At 66.3% G+C, this 23,158-nt stretch carries 26 protein-coding genes, 1 tRNA gene and 2 pseudogenes; 16 read left to right on the top strand and 13 right to left on the bottom strand.

Annotated elements, in window-relative coordinates; all coding sequences use genetic code 11:
• Positions 1-116 precede the first annotated feature (116 nt).
• Positions 117-1,115 carry a D-2-hydroxyacid dehydrogenase gene (locus L6Q96_09805; protein MCK6554857.1) on the bottom strand — a complete coding sequence of 333 codons (999 nt, stop codon included), beginning with the start codon at positions 1,113-1,115 and terminating at the stop codon, positions 117-119.
• Between the two features lie 67 nt (positions 1,116-1,182).
• Between L6Q96_09805 and L6Q96_09800 the strand changes: the two genes are divergently transcribed.
• Positions 1,183-1,503, top strand: a complete 321-nt coding sequence (locus L6Q96_09800; GenBank protein MCK6554856.1) for a metalloregulator ArsR/SmtB family transcription factor — start codon at positions 1,183-1,185, stop codon at positions 1,501-1,503.
• A 113-nt stretch (positions 1,504-1,616) separates the two neighbouring features.
• Complete coding sequence (gene arsM, locus L6Q96_09795) at positions 1,617-2,465, top strand: arsenite methyltransferase (protein ID MCK6554855.1); 849 nt, start codon at positions 1,617-1,619, stop codon at positions 2,463-2,465.
• Between the two features lie 100 nt (positions 2,466-2,565).
• On the opposite strand, the gene L6Q96_09790 is transcribed toward arsM, so the two are convergent.
• Together L6Q96_09790 and L6Q96_09785 are read right to left on the bottom strand one after the other, a co-directional pair.
• Complete coding sequence (locus L6Q96_09790) at positions 2,566-3,336, bottom strand: methyltransferase domain-containing protein (GenBank protein MCK6554854.1); 771 nt, start codon at positions 3,334-3,336, stop codon at positions 2,566-2,568.
• Complete coding sequence (locus tag L6Q96_09785) at positions 3,333-4,091, bottom strand: crotonase/enoyl-CoA hydratase family protein (GenBank protein ID MCK6554853.1); 759 nt, start codon at positions 4,089-4,091, stop codon at positions 3,333-3,335. The genes L6Q96_09790 and L6Q96_09785 overlap by 4 nt, the downstream gene beginning before the upstream one ends.
• A 457-nt stretch (positions 4,092-4,548) precedes the next feature.
• On the opposite strand from L6Q96_09785, the gene L6Q96_09780 reads away from it, so the two are divergent.
• From L6Q96_09780 to L6Q96_09730, 11 genes are all read left to right on the top strand, one after another.
• Positions 4,549-5,259, top strand: a complete 711-nt coding sequence (locus L6Q96_09780; protein MCK6554852.1) for a hypothetical protein — start codon at positions 4,549-4,551, stop codon at positions 5,257-5,259.
• A gap of 52 nt (positions 5,260-5,311) precedes the next feature.
• Complete coding sequence (locus L6Q96_09775; protein ID MCK6554851.1) at positions 5,312-5,752, top strand: GFA family protein; 441 nt, start codon at positions 5,312-5,314, stop codon at positions 5,750-5,752.
• A 109-nt stretch (positions 5,753-5,861) separates the two neighbouring features.
• Positions 5,862-6,953 carry a hypothetical protein gene (locus L6Q96_09770; protein ID MCK6554850.1) on the top strand — a complete coding sequence of 364 codons (1,092 nt, stop codon included), beginning with the start codon at positions 5,862-5,864 and terminating at the stop codon, positions 6,951-6,953.
• A gap of 478 nt (positions 6,954-7,431) precedes the next feature.
• Entirely contained in the window at positions 7,432-8,277 is an 846-nt protein-coding gene (locus tag L6Q96_09765) for an SMP-30/gluconolactonase/LRE family protein (protein MCK6554849.1), read from the top strand.
• 25 nt (positions 8,278-8,302) lie between these two features.
• Complete coding sequence (hypF, locus tag L6Q96_09760) at positions 8,303-10,612, top strand: carbamoyltransferase HypF (GenBank protein ID MCK6554848.1); 2,310 nt, start codon at positions 8,303-8,305, stop codon at positions 10,610-10,612.
• A 2-nt stretch (positions 10,613-10,614) separates the two neighbouring features.
• Positions 10,615-10,908, top strand: coding sequence for a HypC/HybG/HupF family hydrogenase formation chaperone (locus tag L6Q96_09755; GenBank protein ID MCK6554847.1), 294 nt, complete (start codon positions 10,615-10,617; stop codon positions 10,906-10,908).
• Entirely contained in the window at positions 10,905-12,032 is a 1,128-nt protein-coding gene (gene hypD / locus L6Q96_09750; protein MCK6554846.1) for a hydrogenase formation protein HypD, read from the top strand. Before L6Q96_09755 ends, hypD begins: the two co-directional genes overlap by 4 nt.
• Before the next feature lie 82 nt (positions 12,033-12,114).
• Positions 12,115-13,146, top strand: coding sequence for a hydrogenase expression/formation protein HypE (gene hypE, locus L6Q96_09745; GenBank protein ID MCK6554845.1), 1,032 nt, complete (start codon positions 12,115-12,117; stop codon positions 13,144-13,146).
• Positions 13,147-13,488: a hydrogenase maturation nickel metallochaperone HypA gene (locus L6Q96_09740; GenBank protein MCK6554844.1), complete on the top strand. Its 342-nt coding sequence runs from the start codon at positions 13,147-13,149 to the stop codon at positions 13,486-13,488. It begins immediately after the preceding gene.
• Positions 13,488-14,261: a hydrogenase nickel incorporation protein HypB gene (hypB, locus tag L6Q96_09735; protein ID MCK6554843.1), complete on the top strand. Its 774-nt coding sequence runs from the start codon at positions 13,488-13,490 to the stop codon at positions 14,259-14,261. The genes L6Q96_09740 and hypB overlap by 1 nt, the downstream gene beginning before the upstream one ends.
• A gap of 20 nt (positions 14,262-14,281) precedes the next feature.
• A tRNA-Leu gene (locus tag L6Q96_09730) sits at positions 14,282-14,366 on the top strand.
• 494 nt (positions 14,367-14,860) lie between these two features.
• Here the strand turns inward: L6Q96_09730 and L6Q96_09725 are convergent.
• Complete coding sequence (locus L6Q96_09725; GenBank protein ID MCK6554842.1) at positions 14,861-16,090, bottom strand: IS256 family transposase; 1,230 nt, start codon at positions 16,088-16,090, stop codon at positions 14,861-14,863.
• 167 nt (positions 16,091-16,257) lie between these two features.
• On the opposite strand from L6Q96_09725, the gene L6Q96_09720 reads away from it, so the two are divergent.
• On the top strand, positions 16,258-16,491 hold the full coding sequence (locus L6Q96_09720) for a hypothetical protein (GenBank protein ID MCK6554841.1): 234 nt from the start codon (positions 16,258-16,260) through the stop codon (positions 16,489-16,491).
• Entirely contained in the window at positions 16,473-16,673 is a 201-nt protein-coding gene (locus L6Q96_09715; protein MCK6554840.1) for a DUF2283 domain-containing protein, read from the top strand. Before L6Q96_09720 ends, L6Q96_09715 begins: the two co-directional genes overlap by 19 nt.
• 474 nt (positions 16,674-17,147) lie before the next feature.
• Here L6Q96_09715 and L6Q96_09710 read toward each other — a convergent pair whose 3' ends face one another.
• The 7 genes and pseudogenes from L6Q96_09710 to L6Q96_09680 form a co-directional block, all read right to left on the bottom strand.
• A complete protein-coding gene (locus L6Q96_09710; protein ID MCK6554839.1) occupies positions 17,148-17,543 on the bottom strand; it encodes a type II toxin-antitoxin system VapC family toxin in 396 nt (131 codons plus the stop codon).
• Complete coding sequence (locus L6Q96_09705) at positions 17,540-17,767, bottom strand: hypothetical protein (protein ID MCK6554838.1); 228 nt, start codon at positions 17,765-17,767, stop codon at positions 17,540-17,542. The genes L6Q96_09710 and L6Q96_09705 overlap by 4 nt, the downstream gene beginning before the upstream one ends.
• Positions 17,768-17,839: 72 nt before the next feature.
• Positions 17,840-18,019, bottom strand: a pseudogene (locus L6Q96_09700) (hypothetical protein).
• Positions 18,016-18,300: a hypothetical protein gene (locus L6Q96_09695; protein ID MCK6554837.1), complete on the bottom strand. Its 285-nt coding sequence runs from the start codon at positions 18,298-18,300 to the stop codon at positions 18,016-18,018. The pseudogene L6Q96_09700 and the gene L6Q96_09695 overlap by 4 nt, the downstream one beginning before the upstream one ends.
• A 463-nt stretch (positions 18,301-18,763) precedes the next feature.
• Positions 18,764-19,009: a type II toxin-antitoxin system RelE/ParE family toxin gene (locus tag L6Q96_09690; GenBank protein ID MCK6554836.1), complete on the bottom strand. Its 246-nt coding sequence runs from the start codon at positions 19,007-19,009 to the stop codon at positions 18,764-18,766.
• A 66-nt stretch (positions 19,010-19,075) separates the two neighbouring features.
• Positions 19,076-19,294, bottom strand: a complete 219-nt coding sequence (locus tag L6Q96_09685; GenBank protein ID MCK6554835.1) for an addiction module protein — start codon at positions 19,292-19,294, stop codon at positions 19,076-19,078.
• Positions 19,295-19,342: 48 nt separating this feature from the next.
• A complete protein-coding gene (locus tag L6Q96_09680) occupies positions 19,343-19,753 on the bottom strand; it encodes a hypothetical protein (protein ID MCK6554834.1) in 411 nt (136 codons plus the stop codon).
• A gap of 235 nt (positions 19,754-19,988) precedes the next feature.
• Between L6Q96_09680 and L6Q96_09675 the strand changes: the two are divergent.
• Positions 19,989-20,105 (top strand): annotated as a pseudogene (locus L6Q96_09675) (DUF433 domain-containing protein).
• Between the two features lie 4 nt (positions 20,106-20,109).
• Here the strand turns inward: L6Q96_09675 and L6Q96_09670 are convergent.
• Both L6Q96_09670 and L6Q96_09665 read right to left on the bottom strand, forming a co-directional pair.
• Complete coding sequence (locus L6Q96_09670) at positions 20,110-22,146, bottom strand: sulfatase (protein MCK6554833.1); 2,037 nt, start codon at positions 22,144-22,146, stop codon at positions 20,110-20,112.
• Between the two features lie 301 nt (positions 22,147-22,447).
• Positions 22,448-23,158: transposase (locus L6Q96_09665; protein ID MCK6554832.1), on the bottom strand; the 711-nt coding region annotated here is incomplete at its 5' end.

Here is a 23,158-nt window from a genome sequence, read left to right as displayed (position 1 = left end):
GGCAGGGACGGGAATGGGGAGAGTGATGGAGGTCAATGGAGATGCACGGACACCGGTTGAGAGGGAAGGAGATTCTCCCGCTGTGTCGCACTGGCAGCTTCACATCGCCCGCGTCCTTACCGTTCGCCCACCTGGTTGACGAGCGGTTCGTTTCGCGCCCAGCGGGAGAGGTTATCGAGGAACAACTCGCTGACCCGAGCGCGGTTGCCGGAGGACACCGAGGAATCGTGCGGGGTGACAATAACGTTCGGCATTGCCCACAACGGGGAGTCGGCGGGCAGCGGTTCGGTCTCGAAAACGTCCAGATAGGCCCCTCCGAGACGACCTGCTTGCAGCGCGGCGATCAGAGCCGGCTGGTCGATCACGGGTCCGCGAGCGACGTTGAGCACGCATGCGTGTGCGGGCAGGCGCGCGAGCGCGGCGCGGTCGATGATGCCGCGGGTGGCATCGGTCAGTGGACAGGTGAGCAGCAGCCAGTCGGCGCGTGGCAGCAGGTCGGGCAGGGCGTTCGGGGGGAGGAGTTCGTCGACCGCATCGTGCTCGGTACGGGGGTGGCGGCGGACACCGACGACGTGCAGTCCGAGCGCGCGGGCGATGCGGGCAGCGCGATTGCCGATGGCGCCGAGGCCGACGATGACGAGAGTCTGCCCGCGGAGATCGCGGGGCGGGTTAGCCTCCGGGTGCGGCGCCCAGGCGTGTCGGCGCTGGGCGCCAAGCCAGTGCGGGAACCCGCGGGCGAGCATCAACAGGGCTGCGATTGCCGTGTGCGCGATAGGTTCGGCGTTAGCGCCCGACGAGGTGGTGAGACGAACGCCTCGATCGAGGAACCAGCCGAACACGGGGTGGTCGACACCGGCGTTGGGAAGGTGCATCCAGCGCAGGTTCGGGGCCCGCAGGGCGCAACCGAGGAAGCGACGGGTGGCGGGGGAGTTCTCGACGAAATCGTCCGTGCAGCAGGCCACGTCGATTGTCGCCAGGGTGTCGTCGTCGAGCGTTGCTTCCGGGTCGGGAGGCAGGCTGAGCGGGTCGAGATCGAGACCGTGAGCGGCGCAAACGGCCGCAAGGCGGTGGCCGTAGTCGTGGACGAAGGCAGGGTTGGCGAGGAGTCTCGGCATGCCGGCATCCAAGCCAGCTTTCCAGGTCGGCGCAACGGGAGCTTGACAAGCGGAGACGCATCGATATATGTGGATGCGTATGGACGAGGCGGTGCGCGTGTTCCGCGCTCTCGGGGATCCGGCGCGGCAGAAGATCCTGGGACTGCTGGAAGGGGCCGGCGAGCTCTGCGTGAGCGACGTGGTGCGCGAATTCGACATGGCGCAACCGTCGGTGTCGCATCACCTGCGCATCCTTCGCGATGCCGGTCTGGTCGCCAGCGAGAAGCGTGGCAAGGAAGTGTTCTACCGCATCGATGCGGCCGCCCTGCGCAAGTGCTGCGGGCTGTTCTTTGCGAAATTCGAGTGCTGCCGTGGCTTGCTGCGGCCGGCGGCGGTGAAGGGCGAGTGAGGGATCGCGCGCCGGTTACGAACGGGGGGTGGCGGTGGGGAGTCGGCGAACGGCAATGGACGGTGAGCAATCCGTATCCAACCAGGAGCGATTACTACAGAGAGGAGATCGACATGACCACGACTGAAGCAACTGGCGGAGAAGCCCTGCGCGAGGCGGTGCGGAAGCGATACGCGGGAGTCGCTGAAGGGCAAAGTCCCCCCGCGGCGGCCGAGCGGTTGGCGCGCTCGATCGGCTACGACACGGCAGACCTCAACGCGGTACCGGAGGGCGCGAACCTCGGCCTCGGGTGCGGCAACCCGGTGGCGTTGGCGTCGCTCAGGCCCGGCGATGTCGTGCTCGACCTCGGCTCGGGTGCCGGGTTCGACGCCTTACTGGCCGCGCGCGCGGTGGGGCCGTCGGGCCGCGTGATCGGTGTCGACATGACGCCGGCGATGATCGAGAAAGCGCGGCGTAACGCCGCAACCGTGGGTGCCGCCAACGTGGAGTTCCGCCAGGGTACGATCGAGGCGCTGCCCGTGGAGAACGACACGGTCGATATCATTATTTCGAACTGCGTAATCAACCTATCGCCCGAGAAATCGAAGGTGTTCGCCGAAGCCTTTCGGGTCCTTCGTCCCGGCGGCCGGTTGACGATTTCGGACCTGGTCGCGCTCGGCGAGCTGCCGGAGTCGGTGCGCGCGAGTCTGGCGGCTTACGTCGGCTGCGTGGCCGGCGTCAGCCTCAAGGACGATTACGTGCGCATGCTGCACGCCGCCGGCTTCGATCGCGTCGAGTTTGCCGGCGAGAAGAATGCCGCGGCCATGCTCGGAGTGACCTCTCCGGAAGGCGCGGCCGCGGGCTGTTCCGATCCGATGGCCTCGGAGTTCATTGGCGATCTGATCCGGAGCGTGCCGGTCCCGGATCTGCTCGAGGCGGCCCGGCTCGTCGTGAGCGTGCAGATCGCCGCGCACAAGTCGTAGCCGGCGCGTTCCGGCGGTCCCAACCTACATGCGGGGCCTACGAGCGCGCGCTCGGCGCGCCGGTTGCCGGCACGAGTTCGCGCGGTGGCCCCGCGGGTCCTTATCTTCCCGCCGTCGGGGGCGGAAGTGCCGATCCGGTTGGGGCGAACACCAGAACGTACTGGTACGGTAATAGTTCGGGGCGATCGACGAGCTGATAGCCGGCCCGGCTGAATTCGTCGATCGCCTGTTCGGGAGCGAGCTTGTGTTCCGGGGGTGGACCGACCGGCAGCGGCTCTTTCTTGAAGTCGACGACGGCGATGCGCCCTCCCGGTTTGAGCGCACGTTGCAGCCGCCGGAAATAGTCGGTACGCCCGTCGATGTGGTGCAGGGTGTTGACGATCAGCACCAGGTCCACCGCACCGGCAGGTAGCCGGGGATTGTCCGGCGAGCCGAGCACCGGGATGACCTGACCGGTCCCCTCCTGTTCGGCTCGTTCTCGCAGGTGCGCGACCAGCCTCGGCTCGGGGTCGACGGCGAACACCGTGCCGGCGTCACCGACGGCGGTAGCGAGATAACGGCTGAAATACCCGGTGCCGGCGCCAATGTCGGCGACGGTCATCCCCGGACGTATTTGCAGGGCGCCGACCAGCTCGCCGGGCTTCTGCCATGCGTCGCGGGCGGGATCGTCGAAGACCGACTGCCAGTGCCGCACGTCGTCGAACGAGTGCCGCACGGTGGCGTGGTCACGATGGTGGTGCCCCGAAGTCGGCGTTGCGGGACCCGCAAACGCGGGGTGCGCCGCCCGCAGGATTAGACACGCCGCCAACAGGATCGCCGGGCAGCGCTCGCCGGCCCGCAGTCTCGATCCCGTTGTTACCGGCCGCCTCATTCGAAACTCCCGTGCCGGCCGGCGCCGCCGGCGAAGCGCGTTGCGCCGGCCTGCGATTCCCCGCTGGCCAGCACCGGCACGCCACGGCGCAGTTCGTTTTGCAGAGCCTCGTCGACGGTAAAGCCTGCCTGTTCGTACGCCGACAGCCGGTCGGCGCGCATGCAACGCTGGGGGAAGGCGGCGACCTCGCGGGCCAAAGCCTCGGCGGCGATGCGGGCCTGGCCGTCGTCGACGATGCGGTCCGCAAGGCCGATCCGCAGCGCTTCTTCGGCGCCCACGGGCCGTCCGGTAAGGATCATATCGAGGGCTCTGCCCATACCGACGATCCGCGGCAGCCGCACCGTGCCGCCGTCGATAAGCGGCACCCCCCAGCGGCGGCAGAACACCCCGAACTGTGCACTCCGCTCCACCACGCGCAGGTCGCACCAAACGGCGAGTTCCAATCCGCCCGCCACGGCGTAGCCGGCAACGGCCGCGATGACGGGTTTGCTCAGACGCATCCTTGTTGGACCCATCGGGCCGTCGCCGTCCTCCCGAACGACATTGCCGCGGCCTTCGGCCACGGCCTTGAGGTCCGCTCCGGCACAGAATGTACCGCCGGCACCGAAAAGCACTGCCACCAGCGCGTTGCGGTCCGCGTCGAACTCGCGAAACGCATCGGCCAGGGCCTGCGCCGTGTCACGGTCGACCGCGTTGCGCCGTTCGGGACGCGACAACACCACCGTGAATACGGGGCCGTCCCGTTCTATGCGCACCGCGCCGCGGTCGCCCGGCGTGACACTGCCACGGTCGTCGCCAGCCTCGCAGACCGTAACGTCGAGTCGCAGGTCCGCGGCGGCATTGCGCACCGGGTGTTGCATCGTGTTGGCGAGCAGGCGACCATCGGCGTCGCGCACGATTACGTAGACATCGGGAGCTTTTTCGAAGACCATGCGGAACTGTGCCGTGGTGTATTCGATGCGGTAGTGACCATCGGCATCGGTCGTCGCCCCGCCCAGGGGGTCGTCGAAGAAGAGGTCGGCGTCCATTGCCGATACGCGCACATCGGATACCGGTTGACCCGAGGCGGCGAAGGTGACTCGACCGTGAACCACCCGGGGTGTCGATTCCTTGGACTTCATATGTGCTCCTCTCTGGCGCCGGCGGGCTCGTCTCTGCATCATGCTCCAGCGGGCGCGGCGAACCAAGTCGGGCGCCCGGAGGAGCGTGGATATGACGCGGTGGGAGGTCAGGATGAAACGGATTGTCGCTGCATTGCCACGGATCGTCGCGGGGGTGACGGTAGTCGCCGGCCTTGCGCTCGGGCAGGAGCCGGGGCCGGCTACGCCGACGGTTCCCGCCGCGGTGCCATCGGTGCCTGCTGTGGCGCCGCCGCCGCCGGAGGCTCGGCCGGAGCGGGCGCCGGAGGCGGCGACGCGGGTGGCGATCTTTCTGCCGTTTCACGTCAACGGGCTGCGTGAAGGGGTCGCCGTTTCGGAAAGGGCGCCCGGCCGCTGTTTCGCCGGCTCGCTGTCGACCGCCGGGCGGCCGGATGCGTGGCGCTGCAACAGCGGGGACCGCATCTACGATCCGTGTTTCGAAGGCACGCAGGACGAGCGGACGGTGCTCCTTTGCGTCGATACGCCGTGGAGCGAGCACGCACTGCTGTTGACGCCCACCCACGCGCCGCCGCGCGGCGAGGCCAACCCGGCCAACCTCACCGGGGCGCTGCCGTGGGCGATCGAGCTCGCCAACGGCGCGCGCTGCCAGTTGCTCAGCGGTGCGACCAGCGTCAGCGCCGGCCTGCGCGTCAACTACTGGTGCGACGGCGAGACGGCGGTCATTGGCGACATCGATCGCCAGGCGCCGCTGTGGCAGGTGTTCTTCGTGCCCGCGACCGGGACCAGGGCCGAACGTACGGGCGTTGCCGCGGTGTGGTATTGAAGCGGCGAGGATGCGAGCGGTTGAATCCTGACCGAGAGAATGAGGTGTAGCGATGGCCGAACTTCCGGTGCCCGGTGCTTGCTTGTGCGGTGCCGTGCGTTTCACGGTCACGCCCCCGACGCTGTTCTGCGCGCACTGCCATTGCACCCTGTGCCGCCGCGCGCACGGGGCCGGCTACGTGACCTGGGTCGGTGTGTTCAAGGAGCAGTTTGCGCTCGGCGCGGGTGGCGACCGGTTAGTGCAGTACCACTCGTCGACGCACGGGACCCGCAGCTTCTGCGGCGTGTGCGGCAGCAGTCTCTTCTTCACGTCGATGGAGTATCCGCATCGGGTCGACGTCGTGCTCGCTAACTTGCAGGGGCGGATGGATCGCGAGCCCGAGATGCACGTCTTCTTCGACGATCGCGCCGACTGGGTACGCGTCGATGACGGGCTTCCGCGTTTCGGGGGTGCTACGGGCTTCGAGCCGCTGCCGGCGGCGTCCGGTCAGTAAGGTAGGGGCGCGGGCGAGACGCCGGTTTCGTCTGGTGACCGCGCGACCCGGTTATGGTAATGGCTGGGCGTCGCTGTTTTTGACCTTTGCATCGATGGGAGGGTGTCGTATGACCGGTGCGGTTCGGTGGTTGACGATGGTGGTGGCGGTGTCGCTGGTATTGCCCGGGGCGATCCGCGCGACCGGTAAGGGGGAGGCGCGGTTGCAAACCGCGTCGGTGCAGGAGGCCGGTAACACCTTCTACCGGGTGTTCGTCGAAGACAATGCAGGGTCCGGCGGCCTGGGGCTCTACACTGCCACGACCGGGCCGGACCATCCGGCCGGGGCCGGTCTGAACGTGCTCTACGGCAATGGCTTTCCCGGAACGACTTTCAATACCGTGCGTTCTTTCACGTCGAACACCGACTACCCACAGACCGGCGGTACGTCGTCTTCGAATCCGATCGTTTTGTTATCCCCGTACGGAGCGGTCGCTCCCATCGGGTCGACCGGCTTCCGCGCCACCTACACTCTCCCGGGCCCGCCGACCACTCCCGACGCGCTGACCATCGTGCAGGACGTAAACGTCAACGGCCTCGCTTTTCTGGACTCGACGGTTGAGGTCACGACGTCCGTGACCAACACCGGGGACGGGGCCGTAGCGATCGGTATCCGCTATCTGTGGGACTTCCAGATCGGCGATGACGACGGCCCGACGTTCATGCAGCGCAGTCCCTTCGGTCCGGTACTTGTCGACGAGACCGAGTACTTCTTTCCCGCTTTCGAGTCGTACCGGGTGCAGGACAACGACGTGAACCCGAACCCGCCGACGTTCGACGTGTTCGGCACGGTGACCGGCCCGCCGACGGTATACCCGCCACCGACGCAGCCCGCTCTGCTGAAGTTCGCTGACTGGCCGCTCTCCGACGACACGGCGTTCGACTATACGATCGACCCGAACCGTAACATTGCCGATGTCGGGCTGGGCTCCAACGATTCTGACGTCCTCTATTACTTCGGGCACAATTTGGACTCGGCGATTCTGATCGCGCCGGGAGCGACGGCGACGGTGTCGGCCTCGTTGTTTCTGACGCTGCCGCAACCGGTGACCAGCCCGGTGCCGACCATGTCGGCGCTGGCGTTCATTGCCCTCGGCGCAGCCCTCGCCGCGGGCGGTGCACTGTTCGCCGGTCGGCGCACCCTGCGTGCGCGCACCTCCTGACTTACGAATTCCGGGTTTGCGCGCACGGCGCGAAGAAATCCTCAGGCCATGGAGCGACTGTGCCCCGCCGTTCGTCCCGAGTAGCAGCCGTCTTCTCAGGCGGCGTATCGAGGGACAGGCTCGGCAGGGGCGCGCCCCTCGATACGGAGCCCGGGGGAAGAACTCCTACCCGGGGCGAACGGGAAGTTGCGGGCATTGGGTTGCGGGCGGTAGCTCGCGCTGACTTACGAATTGGTGCCGATCCGTGCAGGGCGCGACGATGTCCGCGGCCCCCAGGATGCGGCATCGACCCGCCGGAGTCGCAGCGTACTCGGCGCTGACGCTTGAGGTTCAGATCGGCGTCGATACCGATACCGAACCCGATACCGAGGGAGTGGACGGCCCCGTCTCACCCCCGATTTCCTCTTCCCGCTCCCCGCGCCTCACTCCCCCCCGCCCCCCATTTGACACGTACCCGCGCGTCGGTGAACGTGGCCTTATGAACGAAAGACGGCAGGTGCTGGCGGAGGGGTTCTGTTTCCTCGAAGGTCCGCGGTGGCACGAAGGCAGGCTGTTCGTCTCGGACATGCACGCCGACCGCGTGGTGGCGGTGGATGAGGAGGGCAGGGTCGAGGTAGTCCTGGACGTGCCTGAACGTCCGTCCGGCCTGGGCTGGTTGCCGGACGGCCGCATGCTCGTGGTGTCGATGGTCAATCGTCAGTTGCTGCGCTGCGATCCCGACGGCGTTCGTGTACACGCCGACCTTCACGGGATCGCTACCTACCACTGCAACGACATGGTGGTGGACGCGGTCGGGCGAGCCTACGTCGGCAATTTCGGGTTCGACTGGGAGGTGCGGGAGACGCCGCAGCCGGTGGCGCTGGCTCTGGTGTATCCGGACGGCCGGGTGGTGCGCGCCGCCGCCGGACTGTCGTTTCCGAACGGGACGGTCATAACGCCCGACGGCGGAACCCTGATCGTCGCCGAGTCCTTCGGTGCGTGCCTGACGGCCTTCGACATCGCCGCCGACGGCACGCTTGTGAATCGGCGTGTCTGGGCGTCGCTGGACGGTGTCGGTCCGGACGGCATTTGCCTCGATGCCGAGGGTGCCGTGTGGGTGGCGTCGCCGTTGAGCTACGAGATCGTGCGGGTCCGGCAGGGTGGCGTCGTGAGCCACAGTATCAAGTTCGAGCAGCATCCGGTCGCCTGTATGCTCGGCGGAGACGGTCGGCTGACTTTGTTCGTGTTGACGGCGCCGAGTCTCGAGCGCGAGGCGTGCCGAACGGCGCGCGGGGCGCGCATCGAGACGATGCGAGTAGACGTTCCCGGCGCCGGGTGGCCGTGAGCGAAGGTTGGTGGTTGGGCAGGTTGTGGAACGATCGGCTTCCAGAGAAATGTGGCGCGGCTGCCGGATCACGATCCGCGGCGTCGTTCAGGGCGTGGGATTCCGGCCCTGGGTGTACGCACTTGCGGAAGCGCACGGTATCGGCGGCCGCGTTCGCAACGACGCGCGCGGCGTGACCATTGAAGCGTTCGGTCCGTCGGCGTTGCTCGACGCCTTCGTGCAGGCGCTGGGTACGCCGCCAGCGCCGGCGCGCATCGATCGCCTGGCTTGCGAGGCGATCGCCGCGGAGCCGGCGCGCGGTTTTGCGATTGCGGTCAGCCTGGACGGCGGCGCCCGGATTGTCTCGATTCCACCCGACCTCGCCACCTGTGCGGCCTGCGCCGCGGAGATAAACGATCCGCAAGATCGGCGCTATCGGTATGCGTTCACGAACTGCACGCACTGCGGTCCGCGCTTTACGATTGCCAGGGACATTCCGTACGACCGCTGCGCAACGACCATGGCGCGGTTCGTTATGTGTTCCGCGTGTCAGACAGAGTACGACGACGTGGGCAATCGGCGCTTTCACGCGCAGCCGAACGCCTGCCCGGAGTGCGGCCCGCAGCTGCGGGTTGTCCGCGCCGACGGCGAGTCGATTCCGGGCGATGCGGTGGAGGTGACGGCGGCGGCGCTGATCGCCGGGGAAACGGTTGCGGTCAAGGGTATCGGCGGATTTCATCTGGCGTGCGACGCCACCTCGCCCTCGGCGGTGCGGCGGCTGCGTGCGCGCAAGCGCCGTGACGAGAAGCCGCTTGCCGTCATGGTGCGCGATCTCGAAGCCGCCGCGGCGATAGCGGCGTTGGAGCCGTCCGAGGTCGCGCAGCTGACCGGTCCGGAGCATCCGATTGTGCTCGCGATTCGGCGGGGCGACAGCGCTCTGGCGCCGGAGTGCGCGCCCGACAACCCGCTGGTCGGAGTGATGATGCCGTACACGCCGTTGCACCACTTGCTGCTGGCGGCGGTGGGACGGCCGCTGGTGATGACCTCGGGCAATCTGTCGGAAGAGCCGATCACGGCGAGCAACGACGAGGCTCTGGCGCGGCTGGCACACGTCGCCGATCGTTTTCTGCTGCACGATCGGCAGATCGTCACGCGGTGCGACGATTCGGTGGTAAGGGCGATCGCCGGCGTGCCCAGAGTGCTGCGGCGAGCTCGCGGGTACGTCCCGCTCGGCATTGCCGTGGCGGGCGGATTTGCTCAGCCGGTGCTGGCGTGCGGGGCGCAGTTGAAGAACACCTTCTGCATCGGCGTCGGCGAGGCGGCGTATCTCGGTCCTCACGTCGGCGATCTGGACAGTGTGGCGACCGCTGACGCGTACCGGCGGGCAGTGAAGCGGATGCAGCGTTTTCTCGACGTGGATCCGACAATCGTGGCCCACGATCTGCACCCGGACTACCTCTCCACCGCCTACGCGCGCGAGCGTGCCGGGGCAACGCTCATCGAGGTGCAGCACCACCACGCGCACGTGGTGAGCGTGATGGTCGAGCATGCGATCGAGGAGCCCGCGATCGGCGTGGCTTTCGACGGCACCGGGCACGGCACGGACGGCACCATGTGGGGCGGAGAATTTCTGGTGTCGACGCGACGCGACTTCGTTCGAGTGGCGACTTTCCGTCCTCTGGCGTTGGCCGGCGGCGACGTTGCGATCCGGCAAGTATGGCGGCAGGCGGTGGCGTTTCTCGACGACGCTTTCGACGGGGAGCCACCGTTGTCGCGGTTGCCGCTGTTTGCCGAGATGGCGCCGGTTCATTTGCGCGTCGTCCGGCAGATGATCCGCAAGGGACTCAACGCGCCGTTGGCGCACGGCGTGGGACGGTACTTCGACGCCGTGGGTGCCCTCGTGCTCGGGCAGGCGGTGACGCGCTACGAAGCTCAGGTGGCGATGGCGTGCGAGTTCGTCGCGAGCGGCACCGGCGAGCCGTATCCCTTTGCGATCGACAGGACGACGACGCCATGGACGGTCGATCTGCGGCCGATGGGACGTGCCCTGGTAGACGACCTGCTCGGCGGGCAGGCGGCGGGAGTCGTGTCGGCGCGATTTCACGCCACCGTCGTTCGGGCTACCATTGAGGTCGTGGACGCCATTTCGGAGTTGTACGGGCGCATGCCGGTGGTACTGGCCGGTGGGTGCTTCCAGAACCGGCGGCTGGCGGAGCAGTTGACTGCCGGTCTGACGGCCGGCGGCCCGGTTTACCTGCCGACGCGAGTTCCCGCCGGCGATGGCGGCATTGCGCTGGGGCAGGCGGTGGTTGCCGATGCGGTACAGCGTGCCGGCGGCAGAACGGCGCGGGAGTAACGATGTGTCTCGGCGTTCCGGGCAAAGTGATCTCCATCGACGGGATGGTGGCGACCGTCGACTTCTGGGGCGTGTGGAAACCCGTGCGTCTTGACGTCGTCGATGTCGACGTGAGGCCCGGCGATTACGTCCTGAACCACGTCGGGTTTGCCATTCGGCGCATTCCGCCGGAAGAGATTGGCGAGACGCTGGCGCTGTTCGAGGCGATTCTCGAGCAGGCGCCGGCGGGCGATCTGCTGGCGGCGGAGGTGAGGCACGACATGGGTCGGCCGGAGGACGACGAGGCGGATCGATGACCTCGCGCCGCGACGAGCAGGTGGGGCAACTCAAGTTCCGCGATCCGGCGCAGGCGCGGCGGTTGACCGAGGCCCTGGCAGAGCGGTTCGCGGCCCTGAACCGTTCCGAGCTGTGGATCATGCACGTCTGCGGCAGTCACGAGCAGGCAATCGCGCGCTTCGGGTTGCGTGCGGTGCTGCCGGCTGGATTGCGGGTCGTCATGGGACCGGGCTGTCCGGTGTGCGTGACCGACATGCCCGAGGTGGACGAGGCGGTGGTGCTGGCGCGGCAGGGGGTGCACATCGCGACCTTCGGGGACATGCTGCGCGTGCCGGGCACCGTGTGCTCGCTGGCGGACGCGCAGGCTGAGGGTGCGCGGGTGCACGTCGTGTACGGTGCGGTCGAGGCGGTCGATCTGGCGCGATGCACGGCGGGGGAGGTGGTGTTTTTCGCGACGGGTTTCGAGACCACGGCGGTCGCGACGGCTGCGGTCCTGCGCGGCGCGCTGCCGGCGAACTTCTCGGTGCTCTCGGCGCACAAGTACGTCCCGCCGGCAATGGAGATCGTGGCCCGCGTGCCGGGGACGCGCGTGGCCGGGTTTCTCGCCGCGGGGCACGCGGCGACGATCACCGGCTGGGGGATCTTCGAACCGTTTGCCGCCCGGCACGGCTTGCCGGTGGTTGTGGCCGGCTTCGAACCACTCGATATTCTTGCCGGTCTGGTGCGCTTGATCGAGCTGATCGGCGCTGGCGAGGCGACGGTGGCCAACATGTACCCGCGCTGCGTGACGCGCGAGGGTAACCGCGCCGCGCAGGCGCAGTTGTGGGAGGTGTTTCGTACCACGGGCGGGCAGTGGCGCGGCATCGCCGACATTCCCGACGGCAATCTGCGCTTGCGCGAAGCGTACGCCGACGTCGATGCCCGGCGGCGGTTTACGATCGACCTCGCGTCGCTGTCCGATACGCCGATGCCGGCGCTGGCGAAGGATTGCATTTGTGGGCGCATCATGACCGGCCTGGCAACGCCGGTGGAGTGCGCATTGTTCGGACGCGAGTGCCTGCCGGAGACGCCGATTGGTGCGTGTATGGTGAGTAGCGAGGGCACCTGCCGCATCTGGCACCACTACGGCGGAGGGCCTGCCTGAGGTTCTGGGGTCTTGAGGTCTTGGGGTGGTGAGGTCTTTGGGATGATCGGCTACGATTACACCCCAGGACCCCAGGACCCGCATGCCCCGTTTCTTAGATGCCCGCATTGGACTCAAGTATGGCGCCGGCGGGCGTGCGATGAGGGGGCTCGTCGAGCAGGTGTTGTTGCCGGGTTTGGCGGAGCTGCCGGTGGACGGTTTTGGCCTGGCGAGTCTGGACGACGGCGCGGCGCTGCGCTGCGGCGATCGCTGGTTGGTGATGACGACGGACTCGCATGTCGTGCAGCCGGTGTTTTTTCCGGGGGGAGATATTGGTCGACTGGCGGTGGCTGGAACGGTGAACGATCTGGCGATGATGGGCGCTACGGAGGTGTTCGGGCTGACGTGCGGACTCGTTATCGAGGAGGGTTTTGCGACCGCGGACCTGCAGGCGGTCCAGCGCTCGATGGCGGCGGCGTGTCGGGAGTGCGGTGCGGCGATTGTCGCCGGCGACACCAAGGTGATGGGGAAGGGCGAACTCGACGGCATCATCATCAATACGGCCGGGGTTGCCTTTACGGATCGTGTGGTTACCGACCGCGGCCTGTCGGTTGGCGATCGGATCGTTGTTACCGGCGCCATCGGGGATCATGGGATGGCGGTGCTGGCGGCGCGGCACCGGTTGGCGCTCGAAGGGGATCTGCGCTCCGACGTGGCGCCGCTGAACGGGTTGGTGCGGGCGGCCCTGGCGGCGGGCGGTGCCGCGGTGGTGGCGATGAAGGATCCTACCCGCGGCGGGGTGGCGAGTGCGTTGGCGGAGATGGCAACGAAGAGCGGTGTGGGCATCGTGTTGGAGGAGGCGGCGGTGCCGGTGCACGACGCGGCGCGGGCAGCGGCGGAGTTGCTGGGTATCGATCCCTTGCACGTCGCAAACGAGGGCAAGGCGTTGCTCGGGGTGCGGGCCGAAGCCGTCGAGGCAGTGCTCGCGGCGCTGCGTGCGCACCCTCTCGGGCGCGAGGCAGCGGTGGTTGGCGTGTGTACCGGCGAGCGTCCGGGCACGATCGTTCTGGATACCGGAGTCGGCAGGCGGTTGTTGCCGGAGCTCGAGGGCGAGCCGATGCCGCGGATCTGTTGAATGCACGAGTACTCGATCGTCAGAAGCCTCCTGGCGCGTGTGACGGCAGCGGCGCAGGCGCATGGGGCGACGGCGGTGCGGCGCGTGCAGTTGCGCGTCGGCGAGCTTGCCGGGATCGACCCAGGGTTGCTCGCTTCGGCGTTCGAGGTCTGTAGGAACGAGACGGTGTGTGCCGGCGCGGTCCTGGATGTCGAGACGGTAGCGATACAGTGGGCATGCAGGGGGTGCGGGCGGGGCATTGCGGCCGGGGACGTGTTGCGGTGTCCGGAATGCGGCGTGCCGGCGCGGTTGGTGGGTGGGGACGAGATCGAACTTGAGGGCGTCGAGCTGGAGGTGCCGTGATGTGCGAGACTTGCGGCTGCGGCGATCCGGCGGTCGTACGGGTTGACGTGCACGAGCGGTTGTTGGCTGGCAACGATCGGGTGGCGGCGCACAACCGCGAGCATTTCGTCGGGCGTGGGGTGCTGGCGGTGAACATGATGGGGTCGCCGGGGTCGGGGAAGACGGCGTTGTTGGAGGCGACGGCGCGGTTGTTGTGCGATTGGCGGTTGGCGGCTTTGAGCGGCGATCTGGCGACGGCGCGGGATGCGGAGCGCCTGCAGGCGGCGGGAATTCCGGCGCGATCGATCACGACGGGGGCGGCGTGCCATCTGGATGCGGCGCTGGTGCACGAGGGGCTGCACGGGGCGGGGTGGGGCGAGGTCGACTGCGTGTTCATCGAGAACGTCGGGAATCTGGTGTGTCCGGCGATCTACGATCTCGGGCAGGGGGCGAACGTGGTGGTGTTGTCGGTGACGGAGGGGGAGGACAAGCCGTTGAAGTATCCGGTGATGTTCAAGGGGGCGGATCTCGTGGTCTTGTCGAAGGTCGACCTGTTGCCGCACCTTGACGTGCGGGTGGAGGTGATCGTCGAGGCGTTAAGCCGGGTGATGCCGGCGACGGCGGCGATCGAGGTGTCGGCGCGAACGGGGCAGGGGTTGGGGCGCTGGGTGAGCTGGCTCAGGGCGCGCCGTGAGGCGCTGCGTGCGGCCAGCGGCTCGGCGCCGGCCGGCGCCGGCGCTGCCGCTACCACGCACGCGTGCCCCGCCTTGACCGCACGCAACGCGAAACGCTAAGAGTTCGCTCCTGCCGCTGTGCGAAAGTGGCGGAATTGGCAGACGCGCAGGATTCAGGATCCTGTGGGCTAATCACCCGTGGGGGTTCAAGTCCCCCCTTTCGCACTCTTCTTCTTCTGCAAGACCAGCATCTTGCGAATCGTCGGGGGCCAAGTTGGGGGCCAAACGACACGCTGAAGACGCGCATGAGCCCAACCCGGCGGCTGTAGAGATCCGCGCTCTGAGGCGCGTCATGGCTGCCGACAAACGCGTACCGCGGCTTCTGGGCAGATCAGTTCGCCGCCTTCTGCTTCGTCTTTGCGATGATCGTGAGTTGGACCATCGACGTCGGCGGCGAGTTTGCGTAGTCGGCGCGGTACGCAGTGCACATCAACTTTTTGGAAGTCGAGAGTATGCGCGCAGACCCTTGGGTGGTGGTGTCTGTCAAGTGGTGGAAAAAGGCTGACGTCATCTCCGACCACCTTCCTCACCCTTTAATCGCCAATCTTTGGCTTTCGTCCCGATCGCCGCGGAAACCGACGCACACAGAGGCGCTATAAGCGATGATCGAAGAGCGGTTAAGGGTAACCATCGTTCCTCTCACGGCCTGTCGATGTTCTTCACGCGGCCTCGGCGATCGCCACCGGGCGCGGCGTTCTCGGCAGGTCCTTCCAGCCGCCGATGCGCCGCAGCTGGATCTGGCCGCTGCACAGCAGTCCGTACATCAGGAGCACGACTGCCGTGTCGTTCGGCAAGCTGGCTTGCGTCTTGGTGCGCCGGCGGAACTCCTCGTTGATGCGCTCGATCGCATTGGTGGTGCGCAGCGCCTTCCACTGCGAGGGCGGGAAGTGCGTAAAGGTAAACAGATTTTCTCCCGCTTCCTTCAGGCTGCCGATCACGGGCGGACATTTGAGCGCCCACTTCTTCTCGAATTTCTCCCGCTGCTTTTTGACCTCCTCGACACTCGCGGCGTAGATCATGCGGCGGTAGTCCTCGGCGAGCTCCTCGCGCAGCCGCGCCGGCACCTTGGCCTGGAGATTGCGCAACTTGTGGTTGGTGCAGCGTTGGATCCGGATGTTCTTCCATTGCGCCTGCAGGGCGTCCGCGAGCCCAGGGTTCCCGTCGATCACCGCCAGCTCCGGCACCCCGATGCGCCGCTTCACCAACGCCGTGATCACATCGCCCCATGCGGCGCTGCTTTCCTCGCCGGCGATGCGCAGATCAATCACCACGCGCTCCCCGTTCGCCCGGGTGCCCAACGTCACCAACACCGGCACCCGGACCCGTTTCTTGTCGACCCGCACCTTCGGATACCAGCCGTCCATGTACAGGTGGCTGATCTGGTCGGCCTGCAGATCGCGTTGCTGCCAGCGCTCGAAGTCGCCCTTCAGCCGCCCCACCAGCCGCGACACCGCATCCTTGGACAACGGTGCCCCCTTGAGCAGCGGCGCCAGCGCCCCACGGATCCGCCGCGTGTTCACTCCGCCCAGGTACACCCCCACGATGGCTTCATCGACCCGCCGGCTGCGCCGCTCGTAGCGCGCCACCGTCTGACTCTGCCACTCGTGGCTGCCGCCGCCTGCGGCATCCAACCGCGCGCGCGGCATGGCAAACGTGGTCGGCCCCGTACTGGTCGTCAGCGTCCGCTCTCGGTATCCGTGCCGATAGCCCTGGCGCCGTTCCCCAATCCGTTCCGATCGCTGCGCCCCCAACGTCGCCTCGAGCTCCGCTTCCACGACCTCCTCGATGATGTCCCGCACCCGTTCACGGATCGTTCGCTCGATCGTGTCGCGGTCGAACCTCACCTCCGCCGCTTTGTCTTCCCCACCTGCCTTGCTACTCTCGCCCATGGGCGTCCTCCTTCGGCACCCGCAGGCCAGCGGGCGCAGCTGTTGGTTTCTAAACAGCCGGAGGATGACGCCTTTTTCCATTTTCCACCAGACTCACGACACTACCCGAGGGACGATCGATTCGTCTCTCCGATGAACGTCTCGCCCACATTCGAGAGCATCCCGAGATGTCCGATCTTGAGCCGGCGATTGTGGAAACAGTGGCGAGGCCCTTGCGCGTCATGCAATCGTTGAGTGATGCGCAGGCGCGCTTGTACTATCGTTGGTATATGGGTACGCGGGTCGGCGACAAGTACCTGTGCGTGGTTGTGAAGGTCGTTGGAAGCGACGCCTTCGTGCTGACCGCGTACCTCACCGACTCAATCAAGAAGGGGCAACAAATATGGCCAGCCGAAACGTGAAGATCTGGTACGACGCCGAAGGTGACTACCTCGAAGTCATGTTCGAGCAAAGGGAAGGCTACTTCCGGGGGACATCGTCCGATCAGGTGATGGAAAAGGTCGACGCTGACGGCAACGTTCTCGGCTTCTCCGTGCTGAAGGTGAGTGCGCTGAAGCAACAACCATTGGAAATCACGCTCTAGAGGGCCGGCGGCCGGCGCTCTTGCTGCCGCTCCCGCTGGTGCGGCGGATTCCCTGGCCCCCGCTGCGGTGAGATGGACGCTATGGCAAAGACAAGTGAACGTCGGAAGGTTGAAGGGTGCGCTCGCAGCAGCGTTGGGCGACAGGCGGCCGATGCGGTGTGGTCGCCGAGTGAGCTGCTCGACGCGCTGAAAAAGCCCTCGCGGGCGCGCAAGCAGGAGCTGCTGCGCGAAGTGGGAATTCTGGACGCAAGCGGGAAGATTTCGAAACGGTATCGCAGCTGGGGAAACCGGGTGAGCCGGACGTCTTTCCCGGGCACGGGCGAGTAGCGCGCCAGGATCCCCCGATTGGAACCTATCGGCAGTTGTTGCTGCTTTGTCACTGCTCGCGGCGCGGGCGCGGCGTCGCTAGCACGTGCGTTCACAAGCGTCGACAGCCGATCGCGAAGGCTTCAACCTTACGCGTCGTGCCCAACCCTACCGCGCGCCCCACAGAATCGACACGGCGTACGCCTTGATCTTCTCGTCGGCCGTCACCAACGTGAGCCCTTCCACCTGAGCCTGCGCGATCAGAATCCGGTCGAATGGGTCCTTGTGATGTACGGGTAGGTCGGCAAGCGCCACGGCGTGCTCGACTGAAATCGCGAGTGGGCGATGTCCAACCGCGGCAAGACGCTCACTCACATACTGCGCGGCAGGCACTGGCAAGGATAGTTTGCCCAGTCCCTGTTTGATCACGATCTCCCAGGCAACCGCGGCGGACACGTAGACCTCGTTCGACGCATCCGCCAGCGCATCGACTGCGGCGGCGGACAATCGGTCCGGCGTCATCAGGAACCAGAGCCAGCAGTGGGTATCGACGAGGACCTTCACGCACCCTCGCCGTTGAACAGGCGCTGCACGTCAGGAGGCAGAGGATCGTCGAAGTCGTCGGGTACCGAGAATCCCTTGCCTGCGTCGAGCCCGATGGGCCGCTGCCCCGACTTTGCAGAGGCCTGCGCAATCACGATAACCTCGGCTGGTCCGACGGGGACTTCGGGTGGAAGCTTGATAACGTGATCTTCCTTCACTTCGACTGTCAGCTTGATGGCGTTCATTCTCGGTTCCTCAATTGCCGCTACCCTAGCACGACCGCCCGCATCGCCCTACCCGATGCCTCGTTTGCACCTCTTCCTGGCACGTAACAGCTCGCGGCGGACTTCGTAGTCTGCAATCTCAGGGATGACGACCCGCACCCCTGCCGTGACGAGCGACTGCAGCCATGCCGCGCATGCGGCACTCTGTGGCGAGCGTCGCGGATTCGTGGCGAGCCCGAGGGGACCGGCGTCGAGTAACACGACCTGGCTCACCAGGTCTGGCCCTTGAGTTCCGGCGGAAACAGCTTGCGGTCGGAGAGCCGATCCTCATCGAGCGCGCGAACCAGGTAGTCCCCCGTCTCCCGCTGATCGTCGGCATCCTTCCCATCGAGCCACGACTGCAGCAGCGCCACCGCTTGCGCGCGCTGGCTAGCGCTCGGCAGATGGGCATCAAGGATGCGCACAATACACTCGGCCTCGGGAACACCGTTGCGCTCGGCTTCGTGCCGCAGACGTTCTTCGAGTTCGGGCGTCAGATTGACCTGCACCGTCATGGCCTCCTCAATAGCACCGACCGTTGGAATCGGAAACGGATCTCGATCCGGCTGCATCTCATCGCTCTGGCACTCGGTGCCCATTCTCAATTGGACCCCGGGGTCCAATCTACGCCACAAAGCGGCACATACCGTGACACTTAGCGTGAAATTGCCGAATTATTTCAAGCGCCGCCTTGGGTTCAAGTCCCCCCTTTCGCAACCAAGAGTCAACTACTTAGCGCGTTGCGACGATCCGGCGACGGGGGCCAGAACCCCCGTTTGCTAGCATTTTGCTACCACCGCGATCGGGATCGATAAGTCGCTGTCAAATGGGCGACCCGCACTCACGAAGGCTGGGGCACCCTTGCCGGATCGGCGCCGTGCAGAAGGATGACCGTCGGCTTCTCTCTCATCCTGGGCCCTTCAATCGCGAACTTCGTATTTCTCTATCCCTATCCACGACCCATGTTTCTATTGCGCTTCAGGGAATCGCTCTCTTGACCCAGTAGAACGGCTTCCGTTTGGCATGGGCGACCGCAACGCCCCAAAGGCGGCCGCGCTTCTCCAGATACACCACCGAGTAAGGAAACCGCCGCACGAGCACGCGGCGGTTTCGCGGTCCGTAGCGCGGCCAGCGGTTCGGGAACGCAACGATTAACCTGAGCGCTCGCTCGATCTCGGCGACGAACGAGTCATGTGCACCGAAGCGCTTCGTTCGCCGTACCACCGCGCCGCGTCGACGCACTCGTCGGCGGCGTCAGGGTGGAATACCAGCCTAGCCGGTTTCACCGGCCTACCGGGCGATCCTTCGCCTGACCGTGGCCCAGGAAACCGGCTTGACCTTGCCTTCGTCTATCTCGCGCGTGCGGCGGTCGATCTCGACCGCCCAGGCCGCGTCGACCTCTTCATCGGAGCCGTCCAGATCCGCAAGCAGCTCTTCAACCAGATCGACGCGCTCGAGTTCCGGTAGCTCCCGTGCCGCCTGCAACACCTTCTTGGCTGCTCCCTTCATGTCGTCCTCCGCTCTCTCTCCATTGCCTCGTTCGCGACGACCAGCCGATTAGCATATTCGGCTCAGGTGACCTACGGTCGCCGTCGTGCCGACCGTTTTCCGATTGGCCCCGGGGGGCCAGATGGCGCCACACAAAGTGTAGGTCCTGTCGGGACCCGACTCGAAGCCGCCTTTCAGCTCGCCATGCTCAAACTTGCCGAGATCCGACTTGATGCTCTCGAGCTTCGAGCCCTCCCATTTCTCGATCTTCCAGTTCTTGATCGCCTCGGCGCCGGGATGCTTGCGGGCCAGCACGTGACCGAGCAATGTCTCCAGGTCGCGCACGCATAGAGAAAACGACTCGGTCAGCGGATCGGTGGTTCGGATGACATCGTGCCCGAGTTGGCTAAGCGCCTCTGCGACCCCCGTGCAGCAGGAGTCGCCGGCGTTGCCGATGATCAGGAAAGTGCCGTCGGACATTCAGTCGCCCTCCTCGACCGTGTTGACGAACCGCAGCCCGGGGAAGGCGTCGCGCTTCGATCCGTCGGTGTTGGACGGTATACTCAAGGTGTCCCCCCTCTCGCTTCCCGCTCCTCAACGTGTCGCCGGGGGGCAAGTGTCAAGAACAACGTGGCCGCCCTGGCGCCCGAGTTCTGGCAATGTGCAAACGGAGTCGCTTCCGCGCTACGGTAGGCAGGGCCCAAAGGAGATGGCGATGCGCTTCGCACGTATTACGGTTGATCCGAACCGGATGAACGGAGTTCCGTGCATCCGGGGCCTGCGTGTTCCGGTCGCCACGTTGGTCGGCATGATCGCGGATGCGATGCAGGAACTTGTTACTCGTCCGGATCCTCGATCGTACTGTCGGAATCGATCGGCCAGCTTTCTCGGATTTCGCGCAGCCGCGCGGCCATGGTGGCCACACGACTCGCGTTCGCCGGATCGCCGGCAACGTTGTTTAATTCTAAGGGGTCCGTAAGCAGGTCGTAGAGCTCCAGCTCGAACGCCGTGTTCGGGTCGCCCGGGGTGATCGGCAGTTCGCTGTACTTCCAGCGCTCCTCCCGTACGGTCGCCCATACGTGATTGGTCGGCCAGCCCTCGGTGACGAAGTCCGTACGCCACGCCGGTGCGGTCCCGTCGAGGAGGCGAATCAGGCTCGTACCGTCGAACGTAATCGTCGGCGCCGGATCGGTGTTGCGGCGCACGAGATCGACAAAGGTCGGGCACAGGTCGATGTTGAGCGCCATCTTCGTCTCGACCCGGGGCAGGGGGGCGAGTTGTGGATAGCGCACGAACATGGGCGACCGGATCGACTCTTCGTAGGGCTTGTTCTTCGCCTGGGTGCGATGTTCGCCCCAGTGCCACCCGTTGTCGGAGAAGTAGATCACGATCGTGTTGTCGGCGATTCCCAGGTCGCGCAGGTGCTGCATGATCCCCGTAATGCCGTAGGTTGTGCTGCCACCGATGGCCTCGTCGACCGCCTGGATCATTTCTAGCTGGGCAATGCGGATGGCGTCGAGATCGGCTTGTTCCTGTGCATCGAGCGGCGCGGTGTTCTGCAGCCAGGTTGGCTTGTCGGAAACGTCCGGCTCGTTGTAATTCGCCGGTCGCCACGGGGCGACGCCTGCGTACTTGCCGACGTGCCGGGGGGCGGGTTGCCATGGTCCGTGCGGTGCCTTGAACGCCAAATACAGGAAGAAGGGCTGGTTCGCCGTTACCGCATCGCTAATGAACTGCTTTGCCTTCTCTCGCAATACGTCGGTCGAGTAGTCCGCCTCGGCGTTGCCATAGCTCACCGGGACGCCGTTCTCGACCAGGGCATAGTTGAAGTACGCGACATTGCGGAAGGCGCTCCACAAAGTCCACCCGACCGGGATGTAGGGTGTTTGCTGATCGGGCCAGAGCGCGCTGTAGCCGTTGAGGTACTTGCCGAGGTAGCCGGTGCGGTATCCTGCCGCTTGCAGCAAGGTGCTCACGGTTTCGGATTCGAGCGGTACGAAGTCGTCAGCGCCGCCGTGGGTGCCGGTATTGGTATACACCCCGGTGTTGTGGGCGTACTGACCGCGGAGGATGCTGGCGCGGCTCGGGCAGCACAGCGGGGTGCTCATGAAGGCGTTGACGAGTTCGACGCCCGAGCCGCCAATCTCGCGGCGTAAACCGGGCATGATGTCCTCCCCCGGCACCGGCGAGTGAGTGTCGTCGGTCGTGTCCCAGCGCTGATCGTCACTGAGAATGAAGAGAATGTTTGGTCGCAACGGCTGCGGGTCAGGGCCGAAGCGTTCCGCCCACAGCCGCAGTAGCGTGTGCAGGCAGTTGCGCAGGTCGGTAGCGTTGACTGGCGACGCCGGTGCACCCACTGCGGCGGCGCACTGTGGACCGACTGCGGGCACGACAACGCTGGTTGGATCGAGCGCGACGGTCACCGCGCAGCGGTCGGGAAGGCGATCGAGCTGCCGCACCGCACGGGCATCCGCTTCCGCGATCGTGCGTCCGTTGATGCGATCGCGCAGCATGGTGCTGACGTAGTACGACACCGCGCGCCCGATCTGTCTCTGGCAGGCAAGCTGCGTGCGAAGCGTGCGCGTATCCACCTCGGCGCTCGGCGGGTTGTTGGCGCCGTAGGCGAGCGCAACGGCGTCGGTCACGAGGGTCCCGGCGCAAGCCGGTGGCGCACTCTGCCTGCAGGTTACACCGGGCCCGCTGCGAAAGATGCGGTCGTTGCAGCGGACTGCCCGGCTGATACTGGCGCGGACGTCACTGGCCTGATCGCGCTCCGTACACTGGCCGCCAGCCGGCCCGGCAAAGCTCAGAGCAGCAACCGCAACGACGATCGAAAACGCAATGGCGAATCGGACCGGGGTCGTGCGTGCCATGCCGTCCTCCCCCTGTGGAATAGCGGGACAGTAGCGCGTCCCGGAGTCGGGCGTCAAGAAAATACGTTCGCCCCTAATCCGGCGGTAAGCCCACCGACGGGCGCCAATAAACCCCGCGGGCAAGCGAATTCACCTGCCAGATTGTCGCCCACGGATCTCGCCCGGGGGGCCACAACGCCTCCCGGCGCTCCACCGCTACGTTCCAACGACTTTGCCGAGCGGTGCGTGCACGCCTCGGGCGTACGTGCGCCCTGCCGCGTTCCGCAGCCGGCGAGTGTAGCGAGGTTGGGTAGGCGCCGGCTCAGCTGGCGGGCGCGGGCACGGACATCAGGGACACCAGCCGCAGGCGGGCCGTGACCAGACCCGCAAACCGCTCGGCCGCCGCACTGATCCGCACGATGACCTTGTCCGCGTGCGAAATCAGTCTCCCCGCGATCGTGAACAGCCGAAACCGCAGCCGCTTCGGGCGCGCCGCGCTCAGTTCCCCCGGCAACACCAGCGACTTCATGGCACTGAGCACATTGTAGGTCAGCAGACACAGCCGGTACCACGCCGCATTAGCCCCAAACCGCCCGCAGGGCGGCACCGCCCCGCCCAGCTCGTTCTTCGTCACGTCGTGAACGTGCTCGATCGTGCCGGCCTTCCCCCAGTGCCAGCGCAGCAACTGCGCCCCCGCCATCTCGCGGCGATTGCTGACCACGGCCAGATACTTCGTGTCGTTCCCGGCCGCAAACAGCCGCCCCTGCTTCTTGCGAATGCGCACCGCCACATACCGCAACGGCCTGGCATCCTTCGGCCAGTCCCCCGGCGTGAACTCCACATCGGCCCAGCACACGGTCTCCTCGGCACGCTCCTCCACGACCTCCCATCGCGGCTCACGGACTTGCTCGCACACGGTCCGCAGCTCCGGGCTCATGTCGGCGCTGATCGTAAATCCGATCGTCCCCTGCGGCCCTTCGGGTCGCTCGGGGTTCGCCAGCCACTTCAGCACGCTCTCCTCGTAACACGCACT

Source organism: Candidatus Binatia bacterium (assembly GCA_023150935.1).
Classification (GTDB): Bacteria; Desulfobacterota; Binatia; order HRBIN30; family HRBIN30; genus JAKLJW01.
Note: the sequence above shows the minus strand (reverse complement) of the source record. Positions and strands in the feature narration are given on the sequence as shown.